The organism is Micromonospora sp. NPDC002296 (assembly GCF_040296145.1).
In the GTDB taxonomy this organism is placed as follows: Bacteria; Actinomycetota; Actinomycetes; order Mycobacteriales; family Micromonosporaceae; genus Micromonospora.
Genome location: NZ_JBEOWQ010000048.1, coordinates 1 through 20993, shown reverse-complemented (window position 1 = coordinate 20993; position 20993 = coordinate 1). Strand labels below are relative to the sequence as shown.

Here is a 20993-nt window from a genome sequence, read left to right as displayed (position 1 = left end):
GCAGGAGGCAGGGCCCTGCCCCGCCGGAGTGCCTACACTAAACCGATCTATCGGGCACAAGTTGCAGACACGCAAAGATGGGGAATATGCCGACATCATCTGAAGTGGACACCGTCCCGCCGCCACGGCTGCTCGCGTTGGCCGCCTTCCGGTTCCCGCACGGCGACGCGATGTCCAACCGGCTGCTCCAGCTCGCCCGGTCCGCCACGCCGCCCGGCACGCCCACCCTGGTGGTCAACGACTGGCCGGCTGACGGGACCCGGCCGCCCACCGACCCGCCCCTGCCTCCGGGCGTACGGCTGATCTCCCTCGGCGGGGGCACCCACGGGCCGCTGGCGCGCTGGCTGCGCCGGCGTGCCCGGCCGCTGCGGGTGTTGGCCGAGCTGCGGCGGGCCGGCGTGCGGCCCCGCGACCTGACCGGCGTCCATCTGCCGGTGAACCTGTGGGACCTCACCACCTGGGCGGTGCTGCGCGCCGCGACGCGCTGCCCGGTGACGGTGGACGTGCTCGAACGCCACGACCCGGAGCAGTTCCCCCGGGGCCGGCTCACCCCCTACTTCCTGCGGCACCGGTGGAGCCTGTTCCTGGCCGGCCGGCTCGCCGACCGGGTGATCGCCGTGTCCGAGACGATCGCCGGGCACTTCGTCCGGCGTGGACTGCCGACCCTGGTCGTACCGCCGCAGGTCGACCTCGCCGAGCACACCGCTGCGGCGTCGCCTCCCCCGATCGCCGAGGGGGTCCGGCTGCTCTACGCCGGCTCGGCCGGGCCGAAGGACCTGCTGTCGGTGGTGCTGGCGGGCATGCGGGGGCTACCCCGGGCCGAGCGGGACCGGGTCCACCTGGTGATCGCCGGCTTCGACCGGGAGCGGGCGGCGAGCCTGTCGGACCTCGACGAGGGCCTGCTCACGGAGTTGGCCGACCGGATCACCTTCCTCGGCCGGGTGCCCCGCGACCGGGTGCTGGCGGAGCTGCGCCGGTCGCACTTCTCCCTGCTGGTGCGCCCCCTGGCCGGGTACGCGCAGGCGGGCTTCCCCTCGAAGGTGCCGGAGAGCCTCGCCGCCGGGTGCCCGGTGCTGCTGAACTCCACCAGCGACCTGGGACGGTACGTCGTGGACGGCCGGGAGGGGCTGGTGCTCGCCGGGCCCACGGCCGACGACGTCCGGGACGGGCTGGTCCGCGCCCTGTCCCTCGACGACGCCGCCTGGCGGGCGATGAGCCGGGCCGCCCGGGAACGGGCCGGGTCCTTCGACTACCGGTTGTGGGCCCCGGTCGTCAGCGCGTTCGTCGCCGGCCCGGGGGCCGCCCCCGACGGCGTCCCGGCGAGGTCCGCCAGCGCGGCCGGCTCGGCCGGCATCAACCGCTGACCGGGCGGGTCATCACCACGCCAACCCGACAGCACATTGAGGCATTGACATGCGTGCCGCATCACAGAAGGCTCGCGCTACAGGTCCCTGCACACCGAGGAGCGCGGATGAAGAAGGCACGGCTGGCGATAGCCGGCGTGTTGACACTGGTCGGCGCGCTGGCGCTGACCCCGCCGGCGGGCGCCCGGCCACCGTCGGACCCCGCCGGCCGCGACGGCCTGGAGGTGTACGTCGGCACGGTCACGCCGGAGCAGCGGGAGAAGCTGCGGGCGGCCGGGGTCGACCTCGGCCACGACCAGCGCGGCACCGACGGGGCCGGGGCGACCCGCGTGGAGACGGTGCTGAGCCGGCGGCAGGCGGACCGGCTCGCCGGCCAGGGCGTCCGGCTGGCCGTGAAGCGGGTGCACGGCCGGGACGCCTCCCAGGCACTGCGCGAGCAGGCCGCCGCCGGGTGGTCGGCGTTCCGGTCGTACAGCGAGGCCGGCGGCATCCGGGACGAGCTGACGGCCACCGCCGCCCGCTTCCCGAAGCTGGCCAAGGTGGAGACCATCGGCCGCACGGTGCAGGGCAAGCCGATCCTCGCGGTCAAGGTCACCCGCGACGCCCGGACGGTGCCGGACGGGAAGCGCCCGGCGGTGCTGTACGCCAGCAGCCAGCACGCCCGGGAGTGGATCACCCCGGAGATGACCCGCCGGCTGCTGCACCACGTGCTCGACAACTACGGCACGGACGCCGGGATCACCCGGCTGCTGAACACCACCGAGCTGTGGTTCCTGCCGGTGGCCAACCCCGACGGCTACGACCACACGTTCACCCCCGGCAACCGGCTGTGGCGCAAGAACCTGCGGGACAACGACGGCGACGGGCGGATCACCACCGCCGACGGCGTCGACCTGAACCGCAACTTCGGCTACCGGTGGGGGTACGACAACGAGGGCTCCTCGCCGGAGCCGAACAGCGACACCTACCGGGGCACCGCCGCCGGCTCGGAGCCGGAGACGAAGGCGCTGGACCGGCTGTTCCGGCGGGTCGGCTTCGAGTTCTTCGTCAACTACCACTCGGCGGCCCAACTGCTGCTCTACGGCGCCGGCTGGCAGGTGAGCACCCCCACCCCCGACGACGTGATCTACCAGGCGATGGCCGGCGACGACGCGAACCCGGCGGTGCCCGGCTACGACCCGGACCTCTCCGCCGAGCTGTACACCACCAACGGCGACACCGACTCGCACGCCCAGGTCCGCTACGGCACGCTCGGCTTCACCCCGGAGATGTCCACCTGCGAGACGGCCTCCGCCGTCGACCCGGACGACCAGTGGCGGCCGGAGGACTGCGTCAGCGGCTTCATCTTCCCCGACGACGAGAAGCTGATCTCCGCCGAGGTGGCCAAGAACCTGCCGTTCGCCCTCGCCGTGGCGAAGTCGGCGGCCGACCCGGACGAGCCGGTGTCGGTGGTCGGCCGCAGCACCCCGGACTTCGTGGTGGACGCCTTCGACACCTCGTACGGGCGGACCCAGCAGGTGGCCACGATCGCCCGCCGGGCGCTGCGCGACGTGCGGATGCACTACGTGGTCAACGGCGGACGACCCAGGACGGTCAAGGTCCGCGAGTGGCGCGGCGGCGAGCGGTACGGGGACACCAACAACGTCTGGTACGCCGAGCAGCGCGGCACGGTGACCGGCACGAGACCCGGCGACCGGGTCGAGGTCTGGTTCACCGGGGTCAAGCCGCGCAAGGGCCCGGTGGCCAGCGAGCGGTTCACCTACCGGGTGCACACCGACGTCGGCGGGGACGTGCTGGTCCTCGCGATGGAGGACGTCACCGGGCTGAGCCCCGTCCAGGACGCCACCACGGCGAAGTACGCCGACGAGGTCGCCGCCGCGCTGAGCGCCGCCGGGCGCAGCAGCGACGTGTACGACTTCGACGCGGTGGGCCGCCGCGCGCCGCACCCGCTGGGCGTGCTGTCGCACTACCGGGCGGTGGTCTGGGAGACCGGCGACGACGTGATCCTGCGCGCCCCCGGCCAGGTGGGCGGCACCACGGCCGAGGCCGCGCTCACCACCGAACTGGCGGTGCGCGACTACCTCAACGAGGGCGGCAAGGTGCTGGTCAGCGGCAAGTACGCGCTGTTCGCCCAGGCCGCGAACGGCTCCTACCTGTACCGCCCGGACGCCCCGCCGGAGTGCACCGACCCGGACGACGCCACCTGCCTGCCGGTGCTCAACGACTTCCAGCAGTACTGGCTGGGGGCGTACACGTACGTCAGCGGCGGGGGCGGCGACGCCGACGGGACGCCGTACCCGGTCCAGGGGTCCGCCGGGGCCTTCACCGGGTTCGCCGGCCGGCTCAACGCCGACGGCTCGGCCGGCAACCAGGACCACACCGCGTCGTTCCTGACCACGTCGAGCTTCCTGCCGCCGGACGAGTTCCCGCAGTTCGGCGGGGCCGCCACGGTGGACTGGGTCCGCCCGGGCAGCGCGCCGTTCGACCCGCGCACCGGCGCGTGGTACCTGTACAGCGGCCGGGCCGACGAGTCGTACAAGCGGCTCACCCGGACCGTCGACCTGACCTCGGCCGGCAGCGCCCAGCTCCGCTTCTTCACCTCCTACGACATCGAGGAGAACTGGGACTTCCTGACCGTCGAGGCGCACGAGGTGGGCAGCGACGACTGGACCACCCTGCCGGACGCCAACGGACACACCGGCACCGCCACCGGCGAGAGCTGCGAGGCCGGCTGGGCGAACGAGCTGCACCCGTTCCTGGCCCACTACCAGGGCCCCGACTGCTCCCCCACCGGTAGCACCGGGAGCTGGCACGCCGCCACCGGCGCCTCCGGCGGCTGGCAGGAGTTCGCGGTCGACCTGTCGGCGTACGCGGGCAAGAAGGTCGAGGTCTCCATCTCGTCCGTCTCCGACTGGGGCACCCAGGGGCTCGGCGTCTTCCTCGACGACGCCCGGGTGATCGTCGACGGCGCCACGGTCAGCGAGACCTCGTTCGAGGCCGCCGACCTGGGCGGCTGGACGGTGGCCGGCCCGCCGCCCGGCTCCGCGCCGGGGGCGAACGACTGGTCCCGCAGCCAGCAGGCGTTCGAGGAGGGGGCGGCGGTGGTCACCCGGGACACCGTCTACCTCGGCTTCGGCCTGGAGGGGCTGGCCCCGGCCGCCCGCAACGATCTGGTGGCCCGGTCGTTGACCCACCTGCTCGGCGGTTCCCGCCGGTGATGTCGCGCGGCGCGGGGCGCCGCTGACCGGGTGACGGGTGCGCCGGTGGTGGGATGCCGCCGGCGCACCCGTGTGTCCGCCCGGCGTGCCCGGGGTCGACACGCCGTTCCGGGAAACGGCACGAGACCAGAAATCGGAAACATCATACAAAAGCCTCCCAAGGCTGGTAGAAACACGATTCGGTCTGTTCACCGCCGAGTCCTGGGAGGTCGGAACGTGAACGTTCGCCGGGAGCTGGCGACACCACGGGGATCGGTAACCGCCCGGTGAGCGGGTGTCCCTCGCCCGCCCAACTGCGGGTCAAGCGCGCCGTCGACGTGCTGCTGGCGCTGACCGTGCTGGTGCTCACCGCGCCGGTCGTGGCGGTCGCCGCGCTGCTCGTGCTGGCCCAGTTCGGCCCGCCCGTGTGCTTCAGCCAGGTCCGGACCGGCCGGCACGGACGGCCGTTCCGGATCTACAAGCTGCGGACGATGTCCGACGAGCGCGACGCCGACGGCGCACTGCTGCCCGACGGGGTCCGCTGCCGGGGGGTCGGTCCCGTCCTGCGTCGACTCAGCATCGACGAGCTGCCCCAGCTCTGGAACGTCCTGCGCGGGGACCTCAGCCTGGTCGGCCCGCGGCCCCTGCTGCCCCGCTACGACCCCTGGTACACCGACCGGGAGCGGCGACGCTTCCTCATGCCGCCCGGGCTGACCGGCCTGCAACAGATCAGCGGGCGCAACACCCTCGCCTGGGACGACCGGCTCGCCCTGGACACCCGCTACGTCGACGAGTGGTCGCTGCGGCTGGACCTGTGGATCCTGGTCCGGACGGTCGGAAAGGTGCTGCGGGGCACCGGCGTCGTCCTCGACCCGTCCGCGCACATGCTGGACCTCGACCAGGAGCGGCAGCTCACGTGCCTGCCGTCCTGACCGCCGCGGGGGTCACCGCGGGGGTCACCGCCCTCGACGGGCCCACCGACCCGGCGCTGAGCCCGGTCACCCGGCTGCTGGCCGAGGCGATCCCGGCCGACTGCGCGGGGCTGGTGCCGTACCACGCGCCCGGGTACGCCGCGTTCCTGTCCGCCGCGCTGGCCCCTCCGGCCGGCTCCCGCACCGTCCTGCTGCGCTGCGTGCGGGACGGCACGAACGTGCTGGCCGTGGCGGACTGGCGGTGGCTCGGGCGGCAGTTGCTGCTCAACGGGATCGCGGTGGCCCAGGGGATGCGGGGGTCGGGCCTGGGCGGCGCGCTGCTGGCCGACGGCCTGCGGCTGGCCCGCCGGCTGCGGTGCGCCGCGCTGGCCCTGGACGTGTCGCGCGACAACGCCGGCGCCCGGCGGCTGTACCGGCGCTTCGGCTTCGCCGGCCGGTCGCACAGCTCCTGGGCGGAGGTGCCGATCGCGGCGGGGGCCGGCTCCGGACCCCGCTTCGCCGACTGGCCGGCCTTCGCCGCCCACCGCGCCGCCTACGGCTTCGGCGACCTGCGGGTGCTCACCGCCGCCGGCCCGGTGACCGTCCGGGCGGTCGGTCCGACGCTGCGGGTGCCCGCCGGCCCGGAGGCCGGCGGGCTCGCCACGACGCTCGCCGGGCCGCTCGGCGCCACCCGGGCCTGGGCCGTCCGGGACGGGTGGGACGGCGAGGGCTTCGCCCGGTTCACCAGGATGCTCCGGCCCGTCACGCCCGGCTGAGCACCGCCGAGACCAGCTCCCGCGCCTCCTGCTGGATCCGGGCCAGGTGGTCGGGGCCCTGGAAGGACTCGGCGTAGATCTTGTAGACGTCCTCGGTGCCGGAGGGGCGGGCGGCGAACCAGCCGGACGCGGTGGTCACCTTGAGCCCGCCGATCGCCGCGCCGTTGCCCGGGGCGGTGGTCAGCGTCGCGGTGATCGGCTCGCCGGCCAGCTCGGTCGCGGTCACCTGGTCCGGGGAGAGCTTGGCGAGCACCGCCTTCTCCTGCCGGCTCGCCGGGGCGTCGATCCGGGCGTACGCGGGGGCGCCGAACCGCTCGGCCAGCTCGGCCCAGTGCTGGCTGGGCGTCTTCTGCGTGGTCGCGATGATCTCCGAGGCGAGCAGGCAGAGCAGGATGCCGTCCTTGTCGGTGGTCCAGGTGCTCCCGTCGCGCCGCAGGAACGAGGCCCCCGCGCTCTCCTCGCCGCCGAAGCCGACGGACCCGTCGAGCAGGCCCGGCACGAACCACTTGAACCCGACCGGCACCTCCAGCAGCGGCCGGCCGAGGTCGGCGGCGACCCGGTCGATCATCGAGGAGGAGACCAGGGTCTTGCCGACGGCGGCGGCCGGGCCCCACTGCGACCGGGTGCGGAACAGGTGGCCGATCGCCACCGCCAGGAAGTGGTTGGGGTTCATCAGGCCGCCGTCGGGGGTGACGATGCCGTGCCGGTCGGCGTCGGCGTCGTTGCCGGTGGAGACCTGGTAGTCGGCGCGGGCCGCGATCAGCGACGCCATCGCGTTCGGCGACGAGCAGTCCATCCTGATCTTGCCGTCGCCGTCGAGGGTCATGAACCGCCACGTCGGGTCGACCGTCGGGTTGATCACCGTGAGGTCGAGGCGGTGCCGCTGCGCGATCTCCCCCCAGTACGCCACGCTGGCCCCGCCGAGCGGGTCCGCGCCGATGCGCACCCCGGCGTCCCGAACGGCGTCGAGGTCGACCACGGCGGGCAGGTCGTCGACGTAGCGGGCGAGGAAGTCGTACTCGCCGGTGGTGTCGGCGGCGCGGGCCCGCGCGTACGGGATGCGCTGCACCTCCTTGAGCCCGGCGGCGAGGATCGCGTTCGCCCGGTCCTGGATCCACCTCGTGACGTCCGTGTCCGCCGGACCGCCGTTGGTCGGGTTGTACTTGAACCCGCCGTCGTCGGGCGGGTTGTGCGACGGGGTGATCACGATGCCGTCGGCCAGGCCGGCGGTGCGGCCCCGGTTGTGGGCGAGGATGGCGTGCGACACCGCCGGGGTGGGGGTGTAGCCGTCGCGGCTGTCCAGCAGCACGGTGACCCCGTTGGCGGCGAGCACCTCCAGCGCGTCGACGGCCGCCGGGGCGGACAGCGCGTGGGTGTCCCGGCCGAGGAAGAGCGGGCCGTCGAGGCCCTGCTCCCGGCGGTAGTCGCAGAGCGCCTGGGTGACGGCGAGGATGTGGTCGGAGTTGAACGCGTTGCGCAGGCTCGACCCCCGGTGCCCGGAGGTGCCGAAGGACACCTGCTGCGTCGGGTCGTCCGGATCGGGGTGCTCGGCGTAGTAGGCGGTGACCAGCCGGGGCACGTCGACCAGGTCGGCGGGCTCGGCGGGCTGACCGGCACGGGGGTGGGCCACTGCGCAACCTCCAGGTACGGGACGGACGCTGACTCTTTCCCGGAGACGGCCGGGGTCACACGTGACTCAGGGTTCGACCCGCTGGCCCTTGCCGATCACCACGATGCCGTTGTCGGAGACGGTGTAGCGCTGCCGGTCCTTCTCCAGGTCGACACCGATCTCGGCACCCTCGGGGACGACGACGTTCTTGTCCAGGATGGCGCGGCGGACCACGGCGTGCCGGCCGATCTCGACCCCCTCCATCAGCACCGCGCCGTCGACGTGCGCCCAGGAGTGCACCTTGACCTTCGGCGAGACGATCGAGTTCTCCACCAGGCCGCCGGAGATCACCGCGCCGGGCGAGACCATCGACGCCACGGCCCGGCCGACCCGCTCGCCCCACTGGTGGACGAATTTCGCAGGCGGGTACGGCGGCTGCTCGGTGTAGATGGGCCACTCGAAGTTGTAGAGGTTGAACACCGGGTGCACGTTGATCAGGTCCATGTGCGCGTCGTAGAACGAGTCGAGCGTCCCCACGTCCCGCCAGTAGCCGCGGTCTCGGTCGGTGCTGCCGGGCACCTCGTTGTCGCGGAAGTCGTAGACGTTCGCCTCGCCCCGTTCGACCAGCATCGGGATGATGCTGCCGCCCATGTCGTGCTTGCTGGTCTTGTCCTCCGCGTCCCGCTCGACGGCCTCCAGGAGGACCTTCGTGGTGAACACGTAGTTGCCCATCGAGGCGTAGATCTGGTCCGGCGCGTCGGGCAGCCCGGCCGCGTCGGTGGGCTTCTCGCGGAACGCCCGGATGCGCCGGCCGTCCTCGCCGACCTCGATCACGCCGAACTGGTCGGCCATCGACAGCGGCTGGCGGATGCCCGCGACCGTCACCCCGGCGCCGGAGGCGATGTGGTCGTCCACCATCTGCCGGGGGTCCATCCGGTAGATGTGGTCGGCGCCGAAGACGATCACGTAGTCCGGCTGCTCGTCGTGGACCAGGTTGAAGCTCTGGTAGATGGCGTCGGCCGACCCGGCGAACCACCACGGCCCGCGGCGCTGCTGCGCCGGCACCGGCGTGACGTAGTTGCCGAGCAGGGTCGACATCCGCCACGTCTTGGTGATGTGCCGGTCCAGTGAGTGGGACTTGTACTGGGTCAGCACAACGATCTTGATGAAGCCGGCGTTGGCGAGATTGGACAGGACGAAGTCGACCATCCGGTACATCCCGCCGAACGGAACGGCCGGTTTGGCCCGGTCCGTGGTGAGCGGCATCAGGCGCTTGCCTTCCCCACCGGCCAGGACGATCGCGAGCACCTTGTCAGCCATGAACAGACGCTAACCACCCGCGTGCCACTTCACCACTCGGACGGCTGCACTAGGGTGCGGGCATGACCGACTCCTCCCCGGCCACCGGAACACTCCGCGTCGATCTGCTCACCCGCGAGTACCCGCCGGAGGTGTACGGCGGGGCCGGGGTGCACGTCGAGTACCTCGCCCGGGAGCTGCGCCGACTCGCCGACGTGCGGGTGCACTGCTTCGGGGCGCGGCGCACCGAGCCGGGCGTCACCGCGTACGCCGAGCCGGCCGGCCTGGCCGGCGCGAACGCCGCGCTGCGCACCATGGGCGTCGACCTGGAGATGGCCGCCGGGTGCGCCGGGGCCGACGTGGTGCACAGCCACACCTGGTACGCCAACCTCGCCGGGCACACCGCGAAGCTGCTGCACGGCGTCCCGCACGTGGTCACCGCGCACAGCCTGGAGCCGCTGCGGCCGTGGAAGGCCGAGCAGCTCGGCGGCGGCTACGCGCTGTCCTCCTGGTGCGAGCGCACGGCGTACGAGGCCGCCGACGCCATCGTCGCGGTGAGCGCGGGGATGCGCGCGGACGTGCTGGCGGCGTACCCGGCGGTGGACCCGGACCGGGTGCGGGTGGTCCACAACGGCATCGACACCGTCCAGTACGCCCCGGACACCGGCACCGACGTGATGGACCGGCTCGGCATCGACCCGACCCGCCCGAGCGTCGTGTACGTGGGGCGGATCACCCGGCAGAAGGGGCTGCCCTACCTGCTGCGGGCGGCCCGGGAGCTGCCGGCCGGCACCCAGCTCGTGCTGCTCGCCGGGGCCCCCGACACCCCCGACATCGCCGCCGAGGTGGAGGGCCTGGTGGCCGAGCTGCGGGCGAACCGGTCCGGGGTGGTCTGGGTGGCCGAGATGCTGCCCAAGCCCGAGGTGATCCAGGTGCTCACCCACGCCACGGTCTTCGCCTGCCCCTCGGTCTACGAGCCGATGGGCATCGTCAACCTGGAGGCGATGGCCTGCGAGACGGCGGTGGTGGCCACCGCCACCGGCGGCATCCCCGAGGTCGTCGCCGACGGCGAGACCGGGCTGCTCGTACCCATCGAGCAGGCCACCGACGGCTCCGGCCGCCCGCTGGACCCGGACCGTTTCGTGGCCGACCTGGCGGCGGCGATCAACACCCTGCTCGCCGACCCGGTGAAGACCGCCGAGCTGGGCCGGGCCGGGCGACGCCGCGCCGTCGCGCACTTCTCCTGGGACGCCATCGCCGCCCGCACCCTAGACCTCTACCGCTCGCTGTTGGGGTAAGGCAGCAAGGCCCCTCTTGCCGGCGGCCGGCAGGATGGCGGCATGGGTTGGCGAAGAAGACGTGTGCCGAACCGGCTGCGCAGCCGTTGGCTGCCCGGGTACTGGCTGCGCCACCCCCTGCTCAGCCTCGTGGTCCTGTTGCTCGGAGCCGTGGCGTTCCTGCTGCTCGGGATCGACTCGGCATACCGCACGCACCGGTTGAACACGTACGGCGTGCGCGCCTCGGCGACGGTGCTGGAAGTGCACGGCCTTCAGCGGGACTCGTACGTGGTGGCCGAGTTCACCACCGCCGACGGCCGCCACGTCGTCACCCAGATCACCGACTACTACTGGAATCCACGGCCTCGGGTGGGCGATGCGGCCACCGTGCTCTACGACCCCGCCTCGCCCGACTCGATCGTGCGCGACGTGCGCATCGGCGACGACTACCTCACGGCGTGGGTTGAGATCGGCCTGGTTGTGGCGTTGGGATCGGGCGGTGGCGTGTTCCTGCGGCGCACCTGGTCGATGTGGCGCGAGAACGCCGAGGACTGGCGGTCCGGGTGCCACTTCGCCTGACGGCAGGCTGGGATCAGGTTACGTGCAGGGTGGCGGCGAGCCGAACCAGGTCGGACGGGGCGGCGGCGGAGCGTGCCACGACGGCGACCAGGTCCCGTACCGGTGGCCGGTCGTGCACCTCGCCGTGGGCGGTGCGCTCGGCGTCGAGCAGCGCCCGGCCCGCCCGCAGCATGTCGCCCGTCTGCGCGTACGCGCGGGCGGCGTCGACGAGGTACGCGGCCCGGTGCTCGGGCGGCAGCCACCGCCACTCGTCGCCGGCCGTCAGCCGCCCGTGCCGTGCCGTCGCCGCCGCGACGTCCCCGAGGGCGGACTCGGCCACCACCCGCGCGGCCTCGACCGCCGCCCGGCCGAAGCCCCCGTCCGCAACTCCCTCGGCCCGGTCGAGCAACTCGCGGGCGACGCTCTCGTTTCCCCGGCCGGCTGCGGCGAGGGCGGCCTGAAGCAGCAGCGTGCCGCGCAGGGACGGGTCGCCCGAGGGAGCATCACCGGTCCGGGGCGGCGTGATGCGGTGCGCGGCGACGACGGCGGCCTGCATCGCGGACTGTCGCCGGCCGCCGTACCGCAGGGCCTGGGCCAGCGGCACGGTGGCGACGGCGACCGCCCACGGGTCGTGCGTGGCCACGGCGGCGGCCATCCCCCGGTCGGCGGCCAGCCAGGCCAGCTCCCCCTGGTCGACCTTCACGAGCACCAGGGCGACCAGTCCGTACACGTCGATCAGTACGTCGTCGGCCGCCCGGCCGGGGCGGGCGGCCCGCGCCGCACGGGTGGCGTCGAGCAGGCCGGGCAGCCGGGCGAGCAGCTCCGGGTACCGGGCGTGCCGGTAGGTCAGCTCCGCGTGGTCGAGGCGGGCGCGCAACTCCGCGATGTCGGACGGCCGGGTCGCAGCCTCGACGTGGTACCGGGCCAGGGCGGCCCGCACCCCCTCCAGCCCGGCGGCTGCCGGGTCCGGCCGCCCGGGTCGCTCCGCCAGCAGGACCTCCAGGTCGATTCGGAGCGCCTCGGCGACCTCCCGGAGGCTGGACACCCGTTCCAGCCGGCGCGCCCCACGCTCGACCTTGTCCACCCAGCTCTTCGACTTGCCGAGGCGGTCGGCGAACTGCTGCTGGGTCATGTTCCGCCGCAACCGCCACTGGGCGACGCGGCGGCCCACCGGCAGCTCGTTCACCGCCGGCCCGTCCCGCTCACCCGAAGATCCCGAGCAGGAGCAGCACGAGTACGACCAGCGCGACCGTGAGGCCGTAGGCGTACTGCCGCCGGGTGAGGGTCGCGCGGTCCGGGCGGGACGGACAGGGCACCCGGTCCCCGTCGGGCTGCCGCGGCGGGGCACCCGCAACCGGGTACGCCGCCGGCAGCGGCCCGTCGAGCGGACGCTCGTGCATCTGTGCCTCCTCGGGGATTGGAGTCGTAGGAATGCCGGGCGAGGCGAGTTGGGTCGGGTGGACCAATGGCCTCGCCCGGCAGGGGCGCACCGTCGCCGAACGGAGAGCGCCACGACCATCACGCTAAGTCTCATTGGTACTAAAGTCAATGAAGAGGTTGAACAGAATGAGGTGGCGTGGTCAAATCGGGCTGCCGAACGGAGACAGCACCCATGACCATCCCGATGGGCTATCGAAAGATAGCCGCCGACCTGCACGCCCGCATCCAACAGGGCGAGTACCCGCCGGAGACAAGACTCCCCACGTACGCCGAGTTGGCCCAGCTCTACTCCGCGAGTGTCTCCACCGTCCAGCGGGCGGTGATGCTGCTCCAGGCACAGGGCATCATCGTCGGCGTGCAGGGCGCCGGCCTCTACGTCGCGGCGGCACCGCCCGCCTAGACCGGCTCAACAACGTCGTCCCCGCCGATCCCCGCTGTCCAGCCAACACGTCGGCACGGGGCCACGCCGCGTGGCGCTCGGTGCGATTCTGGCCAGGCTGACGAGAGGTGGTCGACCATGCCGCGCAAGCCTGTGTACGAACAGCTCATCGAGGACGTCACCGCGTCGATCCGAAGCGGCACAATCAGGCCCGGCGACAAGCTACCGACGATCGCCGAACTCGCCCGGCAGTACAGTTCGTCCGCCAGCCCGATCAGGTTGGCCCTGCGGATCCTCGACGAGCGGGGCTGGATCGAGGTGCACCAGGGCAAGGGCTCGTTCGTGGCACCGGAACCGCCCGCCTGAGGCCCGTCGCAGGCTGCCCTCGATCGTCTGCTGGTCACGGACAACTCTGCCGGCGTGTCGTGCCGGTTATCAGCAGACGATCATGGCGGGACCCCTCAAGCGCGAGGGCGTGACGGCTATCCAGCGGGCACCTGGGCCTTGACGTCGTCGTAGCCGACCTTCGCGGGTGCGGCGGTCGGCGAGTAGTTCACGCGGATCACGCCCGTCGGGAACGCCTCCGTCGCCACCACCCGCAGGTGGTACGGCACGTCACCGTCGTCGAAGAGCTTGCGTCCCTTACGCGCCGCCACCGGATGCACCAGCAGGCGCAGCTCGTCGACCAGCCCTGCGGCGAGCAGTTGCTGCACCACGGAGATCGACCCGGGGATGACGATGCCCCTGATGCCGGTGTCGGCCTTGAGGACGGTGACGGCGTCGACGAGATCGCCCTGGATCAGCTCGGAGTTCCGCCAGAAGAACTCCAGCCGCTGGCGCGAGACGACCACCTTGCGCATGTCTCCGAGCTGCTTGGCGAACGCCGCGTCGTCCCCGCCCGCGGCCTCGCGGTCGGGCCAGGCTCCGACGAAGCTGCCGTAGGTCTCGCGGCCGATGAGCAGCACGTCGGCGGTCTCGTAGTCCTCGCCGACGGCGCGGCCCATGTTCTCGTCGAAGTACGGCAGGTGCCAGTCGGGGTCGATCTCGGCTACCCCGTCGGCCGAGATGAACAGCGTGGAGACAACCTTGGCCATCGCCATGATCCTTTCGAGTATGTCAGCAGTGACAGGTGCGCCGGACGCGGTCGAAGCACCCCGCGAGCAGCTCGTCGCGGTGGACGGTCCAGCCGTACCACGTCCGGGTACGACCTGGCCGCATCCTCGCGCACCCGTCCGACAGTCTCGCCGGTCGGCGTCACGCCGCAGGCCGGCTTTCAGGCCGAAGCGACCACCGCGCGCCGGCATCCGGCGAGACTGAACCTGCCGGGTTGGACCGGCTGCTGGCAGACGGGAAGGAACCGACATGGGTACGTACGCGGTGACGGGCGCCGCCTCGGGCATGGGCAGGGCTGCCGCCGAGCGGCTGCGCCGTGACGGGCACACCGTCATCGGCGTCGACCTGCGGGATGTCGAGGTCATCGCCGACCTGTCCACGCCGACAGGGCGCGCGGCAGCGGCGGCCGAGGTGCTGGAGCGCGTCGCCGGCCGGCTCGACGGCGCGGTCTGCGCGGCCGGGCTGGGTGGCATCCCGGGGCGGGACCGCGTCGTGCAGCAGGTCAACTTCTTCGGCGTCGTGGATCTGCTGGAGGCGTGGCGGCCCGCGCTGGCCGCAGCAGGCAACAGCAAGGTCGTGGTGTTCGGCTCGAACTCCGTCACGCTCACCCCGATGGTGCCGGAGGGCGCCGTGCGGGCCCTGCTCAGCCGGAACCCCGACAAGGCGCTGCGTGTGGTGGGGCGCTTCGGCAAACGCTCGGCGCCCTTCGCGTACGCCAGCTCGAAGATGGCGGTGACGCGGTGGGCGCGGCGCAGCGCGATCTCGCCGCAGTGGGCCGGCGCCGGCATCCGGGTCAACGTCCTCGCTCCCGGCATCATCGCCACGCCGCTGCTCGACGAGCAGATCGCCCGGGGCGAGAAGGAGTCGGTCGAGCAGTTGGCTGTGCCGATCGGCGGACGCGGCAAGCCGGCGGACGTCGGCGAGTGGGTGGCGTTCATGCTGTCGCCGGCCGCCGACTTCCTCTGCGGCTCGGTGATCTTCCTGGACGGCGGCTCCGACGCCTACTTCCGCACCGACGACTGGCCCGCCTCCACCGGCCCGGCCGGAGTGATCCGCTACCTGCACCGCGCCAAGGCCTGGCGGGCCACCCGGCACTGACCCGACCGACGGCGGGCGAGCCTGGAGCAACCCGGCCCTCGTCGTGGCCTGAGGGCCTGGTCGCCGAACCGCGTCACGCGACCGAGGCTCACCCCTTCCAACAACGCCCTCCGCGTCGACGCATGCGTCACCGAGGCGGAGGGCGTTCAGGTTGATCCGGGCTGGGCTAGGCCACGCCGAGGGCTACGAGCAGGGCCGGACCCAGGCGGTGCTGACCCAACCGTTGGTGTCGCCACTGTCGTTCCAGAGGGAGACGTGGTAGCGGCCGTTGGCTTCCTGCGCCGCGAACATCCGGGTGTTGTAGCCGACCGAGTGCGGCCACTTCGTGGTGGACGAGGTGCTGTCCACGAACACGGACAGGGTGGTGGCGGTGGAGCACTTGCTGTACTGGTAGTAGCCCGCCTGCGCGGCGCCGCCGGTCGCCACGGTCGCGCCGAGGCTGGTCAGGGCGGTCGCCGTCAGAAGGGCGAGCGCACGCTTGCTGGTCGTACTCATGGGTGCCTCCGCGTCGTCGGGTTGTGGGTGTCCAGGCCGCGCCGGTGTCGCGGCGGATGCCGTGGGTCGGCCCTTCAGCAGGCTCGGACCCAGGCCGTGCTGACCCAGCCGTTGGTGTTGCCGGAGGTGTCCCAGAGGGAGACGTGGTAGCGGCCGTTGGCCTCCTGGGCCGCGTACATCTCGTTGTTGAATCCGATCTGGTGCGGCCACTTCGTGGTCGAAGAGGTGCTGTCGACAAAGAAGGAGAGCGAGGCCGCATTCGAGCACTTGCGGTATTGGTAATAGCCGGCCTGAGCAGCGCCGGGAACCGCGACGGCACCCAGGCTGGCGAGTGCGGCACTTGTCAGTAGGGCCACGGTACGAGACTTTAGCCGGTCCATCCTGCCTCCACATTGCGATCGGTCAATGCTCGACTCGACCCTACGCACACCGTGATGTTCTGGCAACAAGAGCTCCCCGCAGCCACCGGACCGACGCAATTCTGGCGCAGTCACCGCTTTGTCATTTTGTCGCGCCATACATCGCCTCCTTGTTAATCGAGCCCCGAGTACCCGGCGTGGATCAGCACCCATCCAGTGCCGACGGTGCAGCCAATCAACCCTTCTGGGCCTGCTCCGACGAACCCGACGACAACTCCGGCAGCCGCGCCGATACCGCAGGCCGTCGCCACAAAACTCGGATGCTTCCGGCGAGGCCGGGTGAGCCGGGGCGGGTGCCGGTGGCCGCTTGGCCGCGCGCGAGACGATCTCGCACAGTAGGTTGGCGGAGTGACTGGACGGTTCCCGATCGAAGACGTCTCCCCCGTCGTCTCCTGCGGTCGCTACCCGGCCAAGGCGGTGGTCGGCGAGGCGGTGCCCGTGTCGGCGCGCGCCTACCGGGAGGGGCACGACGCGCTGGGCTGCAACGTGGTCTGGCTCGGCCCCGACGGCAAGGCCCGGCCGTTCACCCGGATGCGCCCCGGCGAGCCCGGCCAGGACCGCTGGCACGCCACCATCCGCCCCGACGCAGTCGGCGCGTGGGCCTTCGCCGTCGAGGCGTTCCAGGATCCGTACCTGACCTGGCAGAACGCGGTGACCAAGAAGGTCGCCGCCGGCCAGGGCGCGGCGGAGCTGGCCAACGACCTGGCCGAGGGCGCGCGGGTGCTGACCGCGGCCGTGTACCTCGTGCCGGCCGACGACGCCGACCGGGTGACGGCGGCGGTGGCGGCACTGCGCGACGAGCGGCTGGACCTGCCCCGGCGGGTCGCCCCGGCCCTGGGCCTGGCCGACCTGCTCTGGGCGTACCCGGTGCGGGAGCTGGTCACCACCGGGGAGGAGCACCGGCTCTGGGTGGACCGCCCCCGGGCGCTCTTCTCCGCCTGGTACGAGTTCTTCCCCCGCTCGGAGGGCGCGGTCCCGGCCACGGTCGACGCCCCGGCCCGCTCCGGCACGTTCGTCACGGCGAGGGACCGGCTGCCCGGGGTCGCGGCGATGGGCTTCGACGTGCTCTACCTGCCGCCGATCCACCCGATCGGCCGGGTCAACCGCAAGGGCCGCAACAACACGCTCACCGCCGGCCCCGACGACGTGGGCTCGCCGTGGGCGATCGGCGCGGCCGAGGGCGGCCACGACGCCATCCACCCCGACCTGGGTACGCCGCAGGACTTCCGCGACTTCGTCGCCGCGGCCACCGAGCAGGGCCTGGAGGTGGCGCTGGACCTGGCGTTGCAGTGCGCCCCCGACCACCCGTGGGTGGCCGAGCACCCGGAGTGGTTCACCACCCGGGCCGACGGCAGCATCGCGTACGCGGAGAACCCGCCGAAGAAGTACCAGGACATCTACCCGGTGAACTTCGACAACGACCCGGAGGGCATCCGGGCGGAGATCCTGCGGGTGGTGCTGCACTGGATCGGCGAGGGGATCCGGATCTTCCGGGTGGACAACCCGCACACCAAGCCGTTGGACTTCTGGCACTGGCTGATCGCCGAGGTCAAGAAGGTCGAACCGGACGTGCTGTTCCTCGCCGAGGCGTTCACCCGGCCGGCGATCATGCACGGGCTCGGCAAGATCGGCTTCACCCAGTCGTACACGTATTTCACCTGGCGCACGACGCCGGCCGAGATGCGGGAGTACTGCGAGGAGCTGGTCGCCTCGGCCGACCACATGCGGCCGAACTTCTGGCCGAACACGCCGGACATCCTGCACGAGACGTTGCAGCACGGCGGCCCGCCGATGTTCAAGATCAGGGCGGTGCTGGCCGCGCTGCTCTCCCCCTCCTGGGGCATGTACGCCGGCTACGAGCTGTTCGAGCACACCGCCCGCCCCGGCGCGGAGGAGTACCTGGACAACGAGAAGTTCGAGCTGCGCCCCCGGGACTGGGCGGACGCGCAGGCGCAGGGGCGCTCGCTGGCCCCCTTCGTCGCCACCCTGAACCGGGTCCGGCGCGACAACCCGGCCCTGCACCGGCTGCGCAACCTGGTCTTCCACGACATCGACAACCCGGCGCTGCTGTGCTGGTCCAAGCACGACCCGGACACCGGCAACGCGGTGATCGTGGTCTGCTCGTTCGACTCGCAGGCCGTGCAGTGGGGCAACACCACCCTGGACATGCCGGCGCTGGGCCTCGACTGGCACGAGCGGTTCACCGTGCACGACGAGCTGACCGGCGCCGCCTACGACTGGGGGCAGCACAACGCGGTACGGCTCGACCCGTACCTGCAACCCGCGCACGTGTTCACGGTGCGCCGGCCGGTCCCGCCCCCGGTGGAACCGGCCGCGCCGGCCGCGCCCGACCTGACCGTGCAGGACGTGCCCTCCGAACTCTCCGGGGGCACCGCCCCCACCGCTGCGGCTGACAAGGACGACGCACGATGGACCAGCTGATCGCCGGCGCGGCGCACGACCCGCATGCCGTGCTCGGCGCGCACCCCGCCGACGGGCGCACCACCATCCGCACCCTGCGCCGGGGCGCGGCGCAGGTGGCCCTGTTGGTGAACGGCGAGCGGCACGAAATGCACCGGGTGCACGACGCCGGCGTCTTCGAGGCCGTCCTGCCGGGTGAGGTGCTCGACTACCGGGTCGAGGTCGACGGCGCGGTGCAGGACGACCCGTACCGTCACCCGCCCACCCTCGGCGAGCTGGACCTGCACCTGATCGGCGAGGGGCGGCACGAGCGGCTGTGGGAGGCGCTCGGCGCCCGGGTCCGCGACGGGGGCGTGGCGTTCGCCGTGTGGGCGCCCAACGCGCGCGGCGTGCGGGTGATCGGCGACTTCACCGGCTGGGGCCCGGACGACGGCTGGCCGATGCGCTCGCTCGGCTCCAGCGGGGTGTGGGAGATCTTCGTTCCCGACGCGCCCGAGGGCGCGCGGTACAAGTACCGGATCCTCGGTGCCGACGGGCACTGGCGGGACAAGGCCGACCCCCTGGCCGCGTACGCGGAGGTGCCGCCGGCCACCGCGTCGGTGGTGCACCGCTCGACGTACGAGTGGAACGACGCCGACTGGCTGGCGCGACGCGCGCGGCGGCAGCCGCACCAGGAGCCGATGAGCGTGTACGAGGTGCACCTCGGCTCGTGGCGGCCCGGCCTCGGCTACCGGGAGCTGGCCGAGCAGCTCACCGCGTACGTCACCGAGCTGGGCTTCACCCACGTGGAGTTCATGCCGGTGATGGAGCACCCGTTCGGCGGCTCCTGGGGCTACCAGGTGACCGGCTACTACGCGCCCACGTCCCGGTTCGGCGACCCCGACGACTTCCGGCACCTCGTCGACACCCTGCACGCCGCCGGGATCGGGGTGCTCCTGGACTGGGTGCCGGCGCACTTCCCCAAGGACGAGTGGGCCCTGGGCCGGTTCGACGGCACCCCGCTGTACGAGCACCCCGACCCGCGCCGAGGCGAGCACCCCGACTGGGGCACGTACGTGTTCGACTTCGGCCGCCGCGAGGTGCGCAACTTCCTGGTCGCCAACGCGCTGTACTGGTGCGACGAGTTCCACGTCGACGGGCTGCGGGTCGACGCCGTCGCCTCGATGCTCTACCTGGACTACTCCCGCCCCGAGGGGCAGTGGCTGCCCAACGAGCACGGCGGCCGGGAGAACCTGGAGGCGATCGCCCTCATGCAGGAGGTCAACGCCACCGTCTACAAGCACCACGCCGGGGTGGTGATGATCGCCGAGGAGTCCACCTCCTGGCCGGGGGTGACCCGGCCGACCGCCGACGGCGGGCTCGGCTTCGGGTTCAAGTGGAACATGGGCTGGATGCACGACACCCTGCTCTACACCTCGAAGGACCCGATTCACCGGCAGCACCACCACCATCAGCTCACCTTCTCCCTCGCGTACGCCTGGAGCGAGAACTTCGTGCTGCCGATCAGCCACGACGAGGTGGTGCACGGCAAGGGCTCGCTCGCCGCCAAGATGCCCGGGGACACCTGGCAGCGGCTGGCCAACACCCGCGTCCTGCTGGCGTACATGTGGGCGCACCCGGGCAAGCAGCTCCTGTTCATGGGTTGCGAGCTGGGCGACGACCGGGAGTGGAGCGAGGAACGCGGCCTCGACTGGTACCTGCTGCACGACCCGGCGCGGGCCGGCGTGCAGCGCCTCGTCGGCGACCTGAACCGCGTCTACCGGGACACCCCGGCGCTGTGGGCGCAGGACACCGTACCGGCCGGTTTCCGCTGGCTCGCCGGCGACGACGTCGCCCACAACACGGTGTCGTTCATCCGGATCGCCCCCGACGGCGCGACCCTGGTCTGTGTGGCGAACTTCTCCGCCCTGCCGCTGGAGGACTACCGGATCGGGCTGCCCGCCGCCGGCACGTGGACGGAGGTGCTCAACACCGACGCCCACCACTACGGCGGGTCGGGGGTGGGCAACCTGGGCGAGGTGCACGCGCAGGACGTGCCCTGGCACGGCCTGCCGGCATCCGTGGCACTACGAGTGCCGCCGCTCGGCGCGCTCTGGCTGCGCCGCGACTGAGGCGAGCGTCAGTCGGGATTCGCCCCACCGCCGGCTTCCGCCGATTCCAACCTGCCGCCGCGGCGTGACGCGCCAATCCGTGAGCTGATCGCGTATGTCGGTGGAGGGCATTCGGTCATCATCGTTCGCCGACCGGTGAGACGACCCGTCGGGCGAACTCCCCGCACCTGCGCTGATGTCGACGCAGGCTTCGACGTCCGTCGCCGATCTGCCGGTGGCACCTGCAAGCGCCTCCTTTGCTCTGCTGCCCCCCGTGCAACGCGCGCGGAGCGCGACGCTTCCTGCCGTTCGTCTGTGCTGGCCTACGACATGAAGCGGCTGCGCGGTGCTGGTGTTGCAGTGACGGCAGCAGAGCAAAGGGACGAGCGGGCGTAACCCGTCTGCATTCCAGCACCTGGACGCCAGGCCTGTAGTAGTGCCTCGTCAGGTCGGCCTAGGGCCTGTCCTGTCGATCATGGAAGCCAGATGATGGCGGCGATGAGGACCAGGCTGGATCGGTAGAGAGAGGCCCGTTTGGCGTATCGGG

Annotated in this window: 18 protein-coding genes; 11 read left to right on the top strand and 7 right to left on the bottom strand. The window is 72.4% G+C overall.

From position 1 onward, the window contains the following. Positions 1-86 precede the first annotated feature (86 nt). From ABT023_RS25130 to ABT023_RS25115, 4 genes are all read left to right on the top strand, one after another. Positions 87-1364, top strand: a complete 1278-nt coding sequence (locus ABT023_RS25130; protein ID WP_350888852.1) for a glycosyltransferase — start codon at positions 87-89, stop codon at positions 1362-1364. 107 nt (positions 1365-1471) lie between these two features. Then, a complete protein-coding gene (locus tag ABT023_RS25125; protein WP_350888851.1) occupies positions 1472-4582 on the top strand; it encodes a M14 family metallopeptidase in 3111 nt (1036 codons plus the stop codon). A gap of 266 nt (positions 4583-4848) precedes the next feature. Beyond that, the gene (locus ABT023_RS25120; RefSeq protein ID WP_350888850.1) at positions 4849-5493 is read left to right on the top strand and encodes a sugar transferase; all 645 of its coding nucleotides are present in this window, start codon (positions 4849-4851) and stop codon (positions 5491-5493) included. Next, the gene (locus tag ABT023_RS25115) at positions 5478-6248 is read left to right on the top strand and encodes a GNAT family N-acetyltransferase (protein ID WP_350888849.1); all 771 of its coding nucleotides are present in this window, start codon (positions 5478-5480) and stop codon (positions 6246-6248) included. The genes ABT023_RS25120 and ABT023_RS25115 overlap by 16 nt, the downstream gene beginning before the upstream one ends. Here the strand turns inward: ABT023_RS25115 and pgm are convergent. After that, the gene (gene pgm, locus ABT023_RS25110) at positions 6235-7878 is read right to left on the bottom strand and encodes a phosphoglucomutase (alpha-D-glucose-1,6-bisphosphate-dependent) (RefSeq protein WP_350888848.1); all 1644 of its coding nucleotides are present in this window, start codon (positions 7876-7878) and stop codon (positions 6235-6237) included. The two genes, ABT023_RS25115 and pgm, sit on opposite strands and share 14 nt — an antisense overlap. 66 nt (positions 7879-7944) lie before the next feature. After that, positions 7945-9177: a glucose-1-phosphate adenylyltransferase gene (gene glgC, locus ABT023_RS25105; protein WP_350888847.1), complete on the bottom strand. Its 1233-nt coding sequence runs from the start codon at positions 9175-9177 to the stop codon at positions 7945-7947. A gap of 62 nt (positions 9178-9239) precedes the next feature. Here glgC and glgA point away from each other — a divergent pair, with 62 nt between their 5' ends. Together glgA and ABT023_RS25095 are read left to right on the top strand one after the other, a co-directional pair. Beyond that, positions 9240-10454 carry a glycogen synthase gene (glgA, locus tag ABT023_RS25100; RefSeq protein ID WP_350888846.1) on the top strand — a complete coding sequence of 405 codons (1215 nt, stop codon included), beginning with the start codon at positions 9240-9242 and terminating at the stop codon, positions 10452-10454. Between the two features lie 42 nt (positions 10455-10496). After that, positions 10497-11012 (top strand): DUF3592 domain-containing protein, encoded by a 516-nt coding sequence (locus ABT023_RS25095; RefSeq protein ID WP_350888845.1) that lies wholly within the window; start codon positions 10497-10499, stop codon positions 11010-11012. A 13-nt stretch (positions 11013-11025) separates the two neighbouring features. On the opposite strand, the gene ABT023_RS25090 is transcribed toward ABT023_RS25095, so the two are convergent. Both ABT023_RS25090 and ABT023_RS25085 read right to left on the bottom strand, forming a co-directional pair. Beyond that, positions 11026-12177 carry a helix-turn-helix domain-containing protein gene (locus ABT023_RS25090; RefSeq protein ID WP_350888844.1) on the bottom strand — a complete coding sequence of 384 codons (1152 nt, stop codon included), beginning with the start codon at positions 12175-12177 and terminating at the stop codon, positions 11026-11028. 16 nt (positions 12178-12193) lie between these two features. Continuing rightward, positions 12194-12391 carry a hypothetical protein gene (locus ABT023_RS25085; protein WP_350888843.1) on the bottom strand — a complete coding sequence of 66 codons (198 nt, stop codon included), beginning with the start codon at positions 12389-12391 and terminating at the stop codon, positions 12194-12196. Between the two features lie 212 nt (positions 12392-12603). Between ABT023_RS25085 and ABT023_RS25080 the strand changes: the two genes are divergently transcribed. Then, a complete protein-coding gene (locus ABT023_RS25080; RefSeq protein WP_350888842.1) occupies positions 12604-12831 on the top strand; it encodes a GntR family transcriptional regulator in 228 nt (75 codons plus the stop codon). Between the two features lie 117 nt (positions 12832-12948). Continuing rightward, positions 12949-13176: a winged helix-turn-helix domain-containing protein gene (locus ABT023_RS25075; protein ID WP_350888841.1), complete on the top strand. Its 228-nt coding sequence runs from the start codon at positions 12949-12951 to the stop codon at positions 13174-13176. A 116-nt stretch (positions 13177-13292) separates the two neighbouring features. Here ABT023_RS25075 and ABT023_RS25070 read toward each other — a convergent pair whose 3' ends face one another. Beyond that, complete coding sequence (locus ABT023_RS25070) at positions 13293-13904, bottom strand: dihydrofolate reductase family protein (protein WP_350888840.1); 612 nt, start codon at positions 13902-13904, stop codon at positions 13293-13295. Positions 13905-14172: 268 nt separating this feature from the next. Here ABT023_RS25070 and ABT023_RS25065 point away from each other — a divergent pair, with 268 nt between their 5' ends. Further along, entirely contained in the window at positions 14173-15021 is an 849-nt protein-coding gene (locus ABT023_RS25065) for an SDR family oxidoreductase (RefSeq protein ID WP_350888839.1), read from the top strand. Between the two features lie 183 nt (positions 15022-15204). Here ABT023_RS25065 and ABT023_RS25060 read toward each other — a convergent pair whose 3' ends face one another. Then, on the bottom strand, positions 15205-15516 hold the full coding sequence (locus ABT023_RS25060) for a hypothetical protein (protein ID WP_350888838.1): 312 nt from the start codon (positions 15514-15516) through the stop codon (positions 15205-15207). Positions 15517-15590: 74 nt separating this feature from the next. Continuing rightward, entirely contained in the window at positions 15591-15896 is a 306-nt protein-coding gene (locus ABT023_RS25055; RefSeq protein WP_350888837.1) for a hypothetical protein, read from the bottom strand. Between the two features lie 387 nt (positions 15897-16283). On the opposite strand from ABT023_RS25055, the gene ABT023_RS25050 reads away from it, so the two are divergent. Continuing rightward, a complete protein-coding gene (locus ABT023_RS25050) occupies positions 16284-18377 on the top strand; it encodes an alpha-1,4-glucan--maltose-1-phosphate maltosyltransferase (RefSeq protein WP_350888836.1) in 2094 nt (697 codons plus the stop codon). Beyond that, positions 18365-20467 carry a 1,4-alpha-glucan branching protein GlgB gene (gene glgB, locus ABT023_RS25045; protein WP_350888835.1) on the top strand — a complete coding sequence of 701 codons (2103 nt, stop codon included), beginning with the start codon at positions 18365-18367 and terminating at the stop codon, positions 20465-20467. Before ABT023_RS25050 ends, glgB begins: the two co-directional genes overlap by 13 nt. Positions 20468-20993: the final 526 nt, after the last annotated feature.

Bases quoted from the DNA above. Each gene is read 5' to 3' on its own strand.
- ABT023_RS25130 (WP_350888852.1), top strand. From the start codon at position 87: ATGCCGACATCATCTGAAGTGGACACCGTCCCGCCGCCACGGCTGCTC.
- ABT023_RS25125 (WP_350888851.1), top strand. From the start codon at position 1,472: ATGAAGAAGGCACGGCTGGCGATAGCCGGCGTGTTGACACTGGTCGGC.
- glgC (WP_350888847.1), bottom strand. From the start codon at position 9,177: ATGGCTGACAAGGTGCTCGCGATCGTCCTGGCCGGTGGGGAAGGCAAG.
- glgA (WP_350888846.1), top strand. From the start codon at position 9,240: ATGACCGACTCCTCCCCGGCCACCGGAACACTCCGCGTCGATCTGCTC.
- ABT023_RS25095 (WP_350888845.1), top strand. From the start codon at position 10,497: ATGGGTTGGCGAAGAAGACGTGTGCCGAACCGGCTGCGCAGCCGTTGG.
- ABT023_RS25085 (WP_350888843.1), bottom strand. From the start codon at position 12,391: ATGCACGAGCGTCCGCTCGACGGGCCGCTGCCGGCGGCGTACCCGGTT.
- ABT023_RS25080 (WP_350888842.1), top strand. From the start codon at position 12,604: ATGACCATCCCGATGGGCTATCGAAAGATAGCCGCCGACCTGCACGCC.
- ABT023_RS25075 (WP_350888841.1), top strand. From the start codon at position 12,949: ATGCCGCGCAAGCCTGTGTACGAACAGCTCATCGAGGACGTCACCGCG.
- ABT023_RS25070 (WP_350888840.1), bottom strand. From the start codon at position 13,904: ATGGCCAAGGTTGTCTCCACGCTGTTCATCTCGGCCGACGGGGTAGCC.
- ABT023_RS25065 (WP_350888839.1), top strand. From the start codon at position 14,173: ATGGGTACGTACGCGGTGACGGGCGCCGCCTCGGGCATGGGCAGGGCT.
- ABT023_RS25060 (WP_350888838.1), bottom strand. From the start codon at position 15,516: ATGAGTACGACCAGCAAGCGTGCGCTCGCCCTTCTGACGGCGACCGCC.
- ABT023_RS25055 (WP_350888837.1), bottom strand. From the start codon at position 15,896: ATGGACCGGCTAAAGTCTCGTACCGTGGCCCTACTGACAAGTGCCGCA.
- glgB (WP_350888835.1), top strand. From the start codon at position 18,365: ATGGACCAGCTGATCGCCGGCGCGGCGCACGACCCGCATGCCGTGCTC.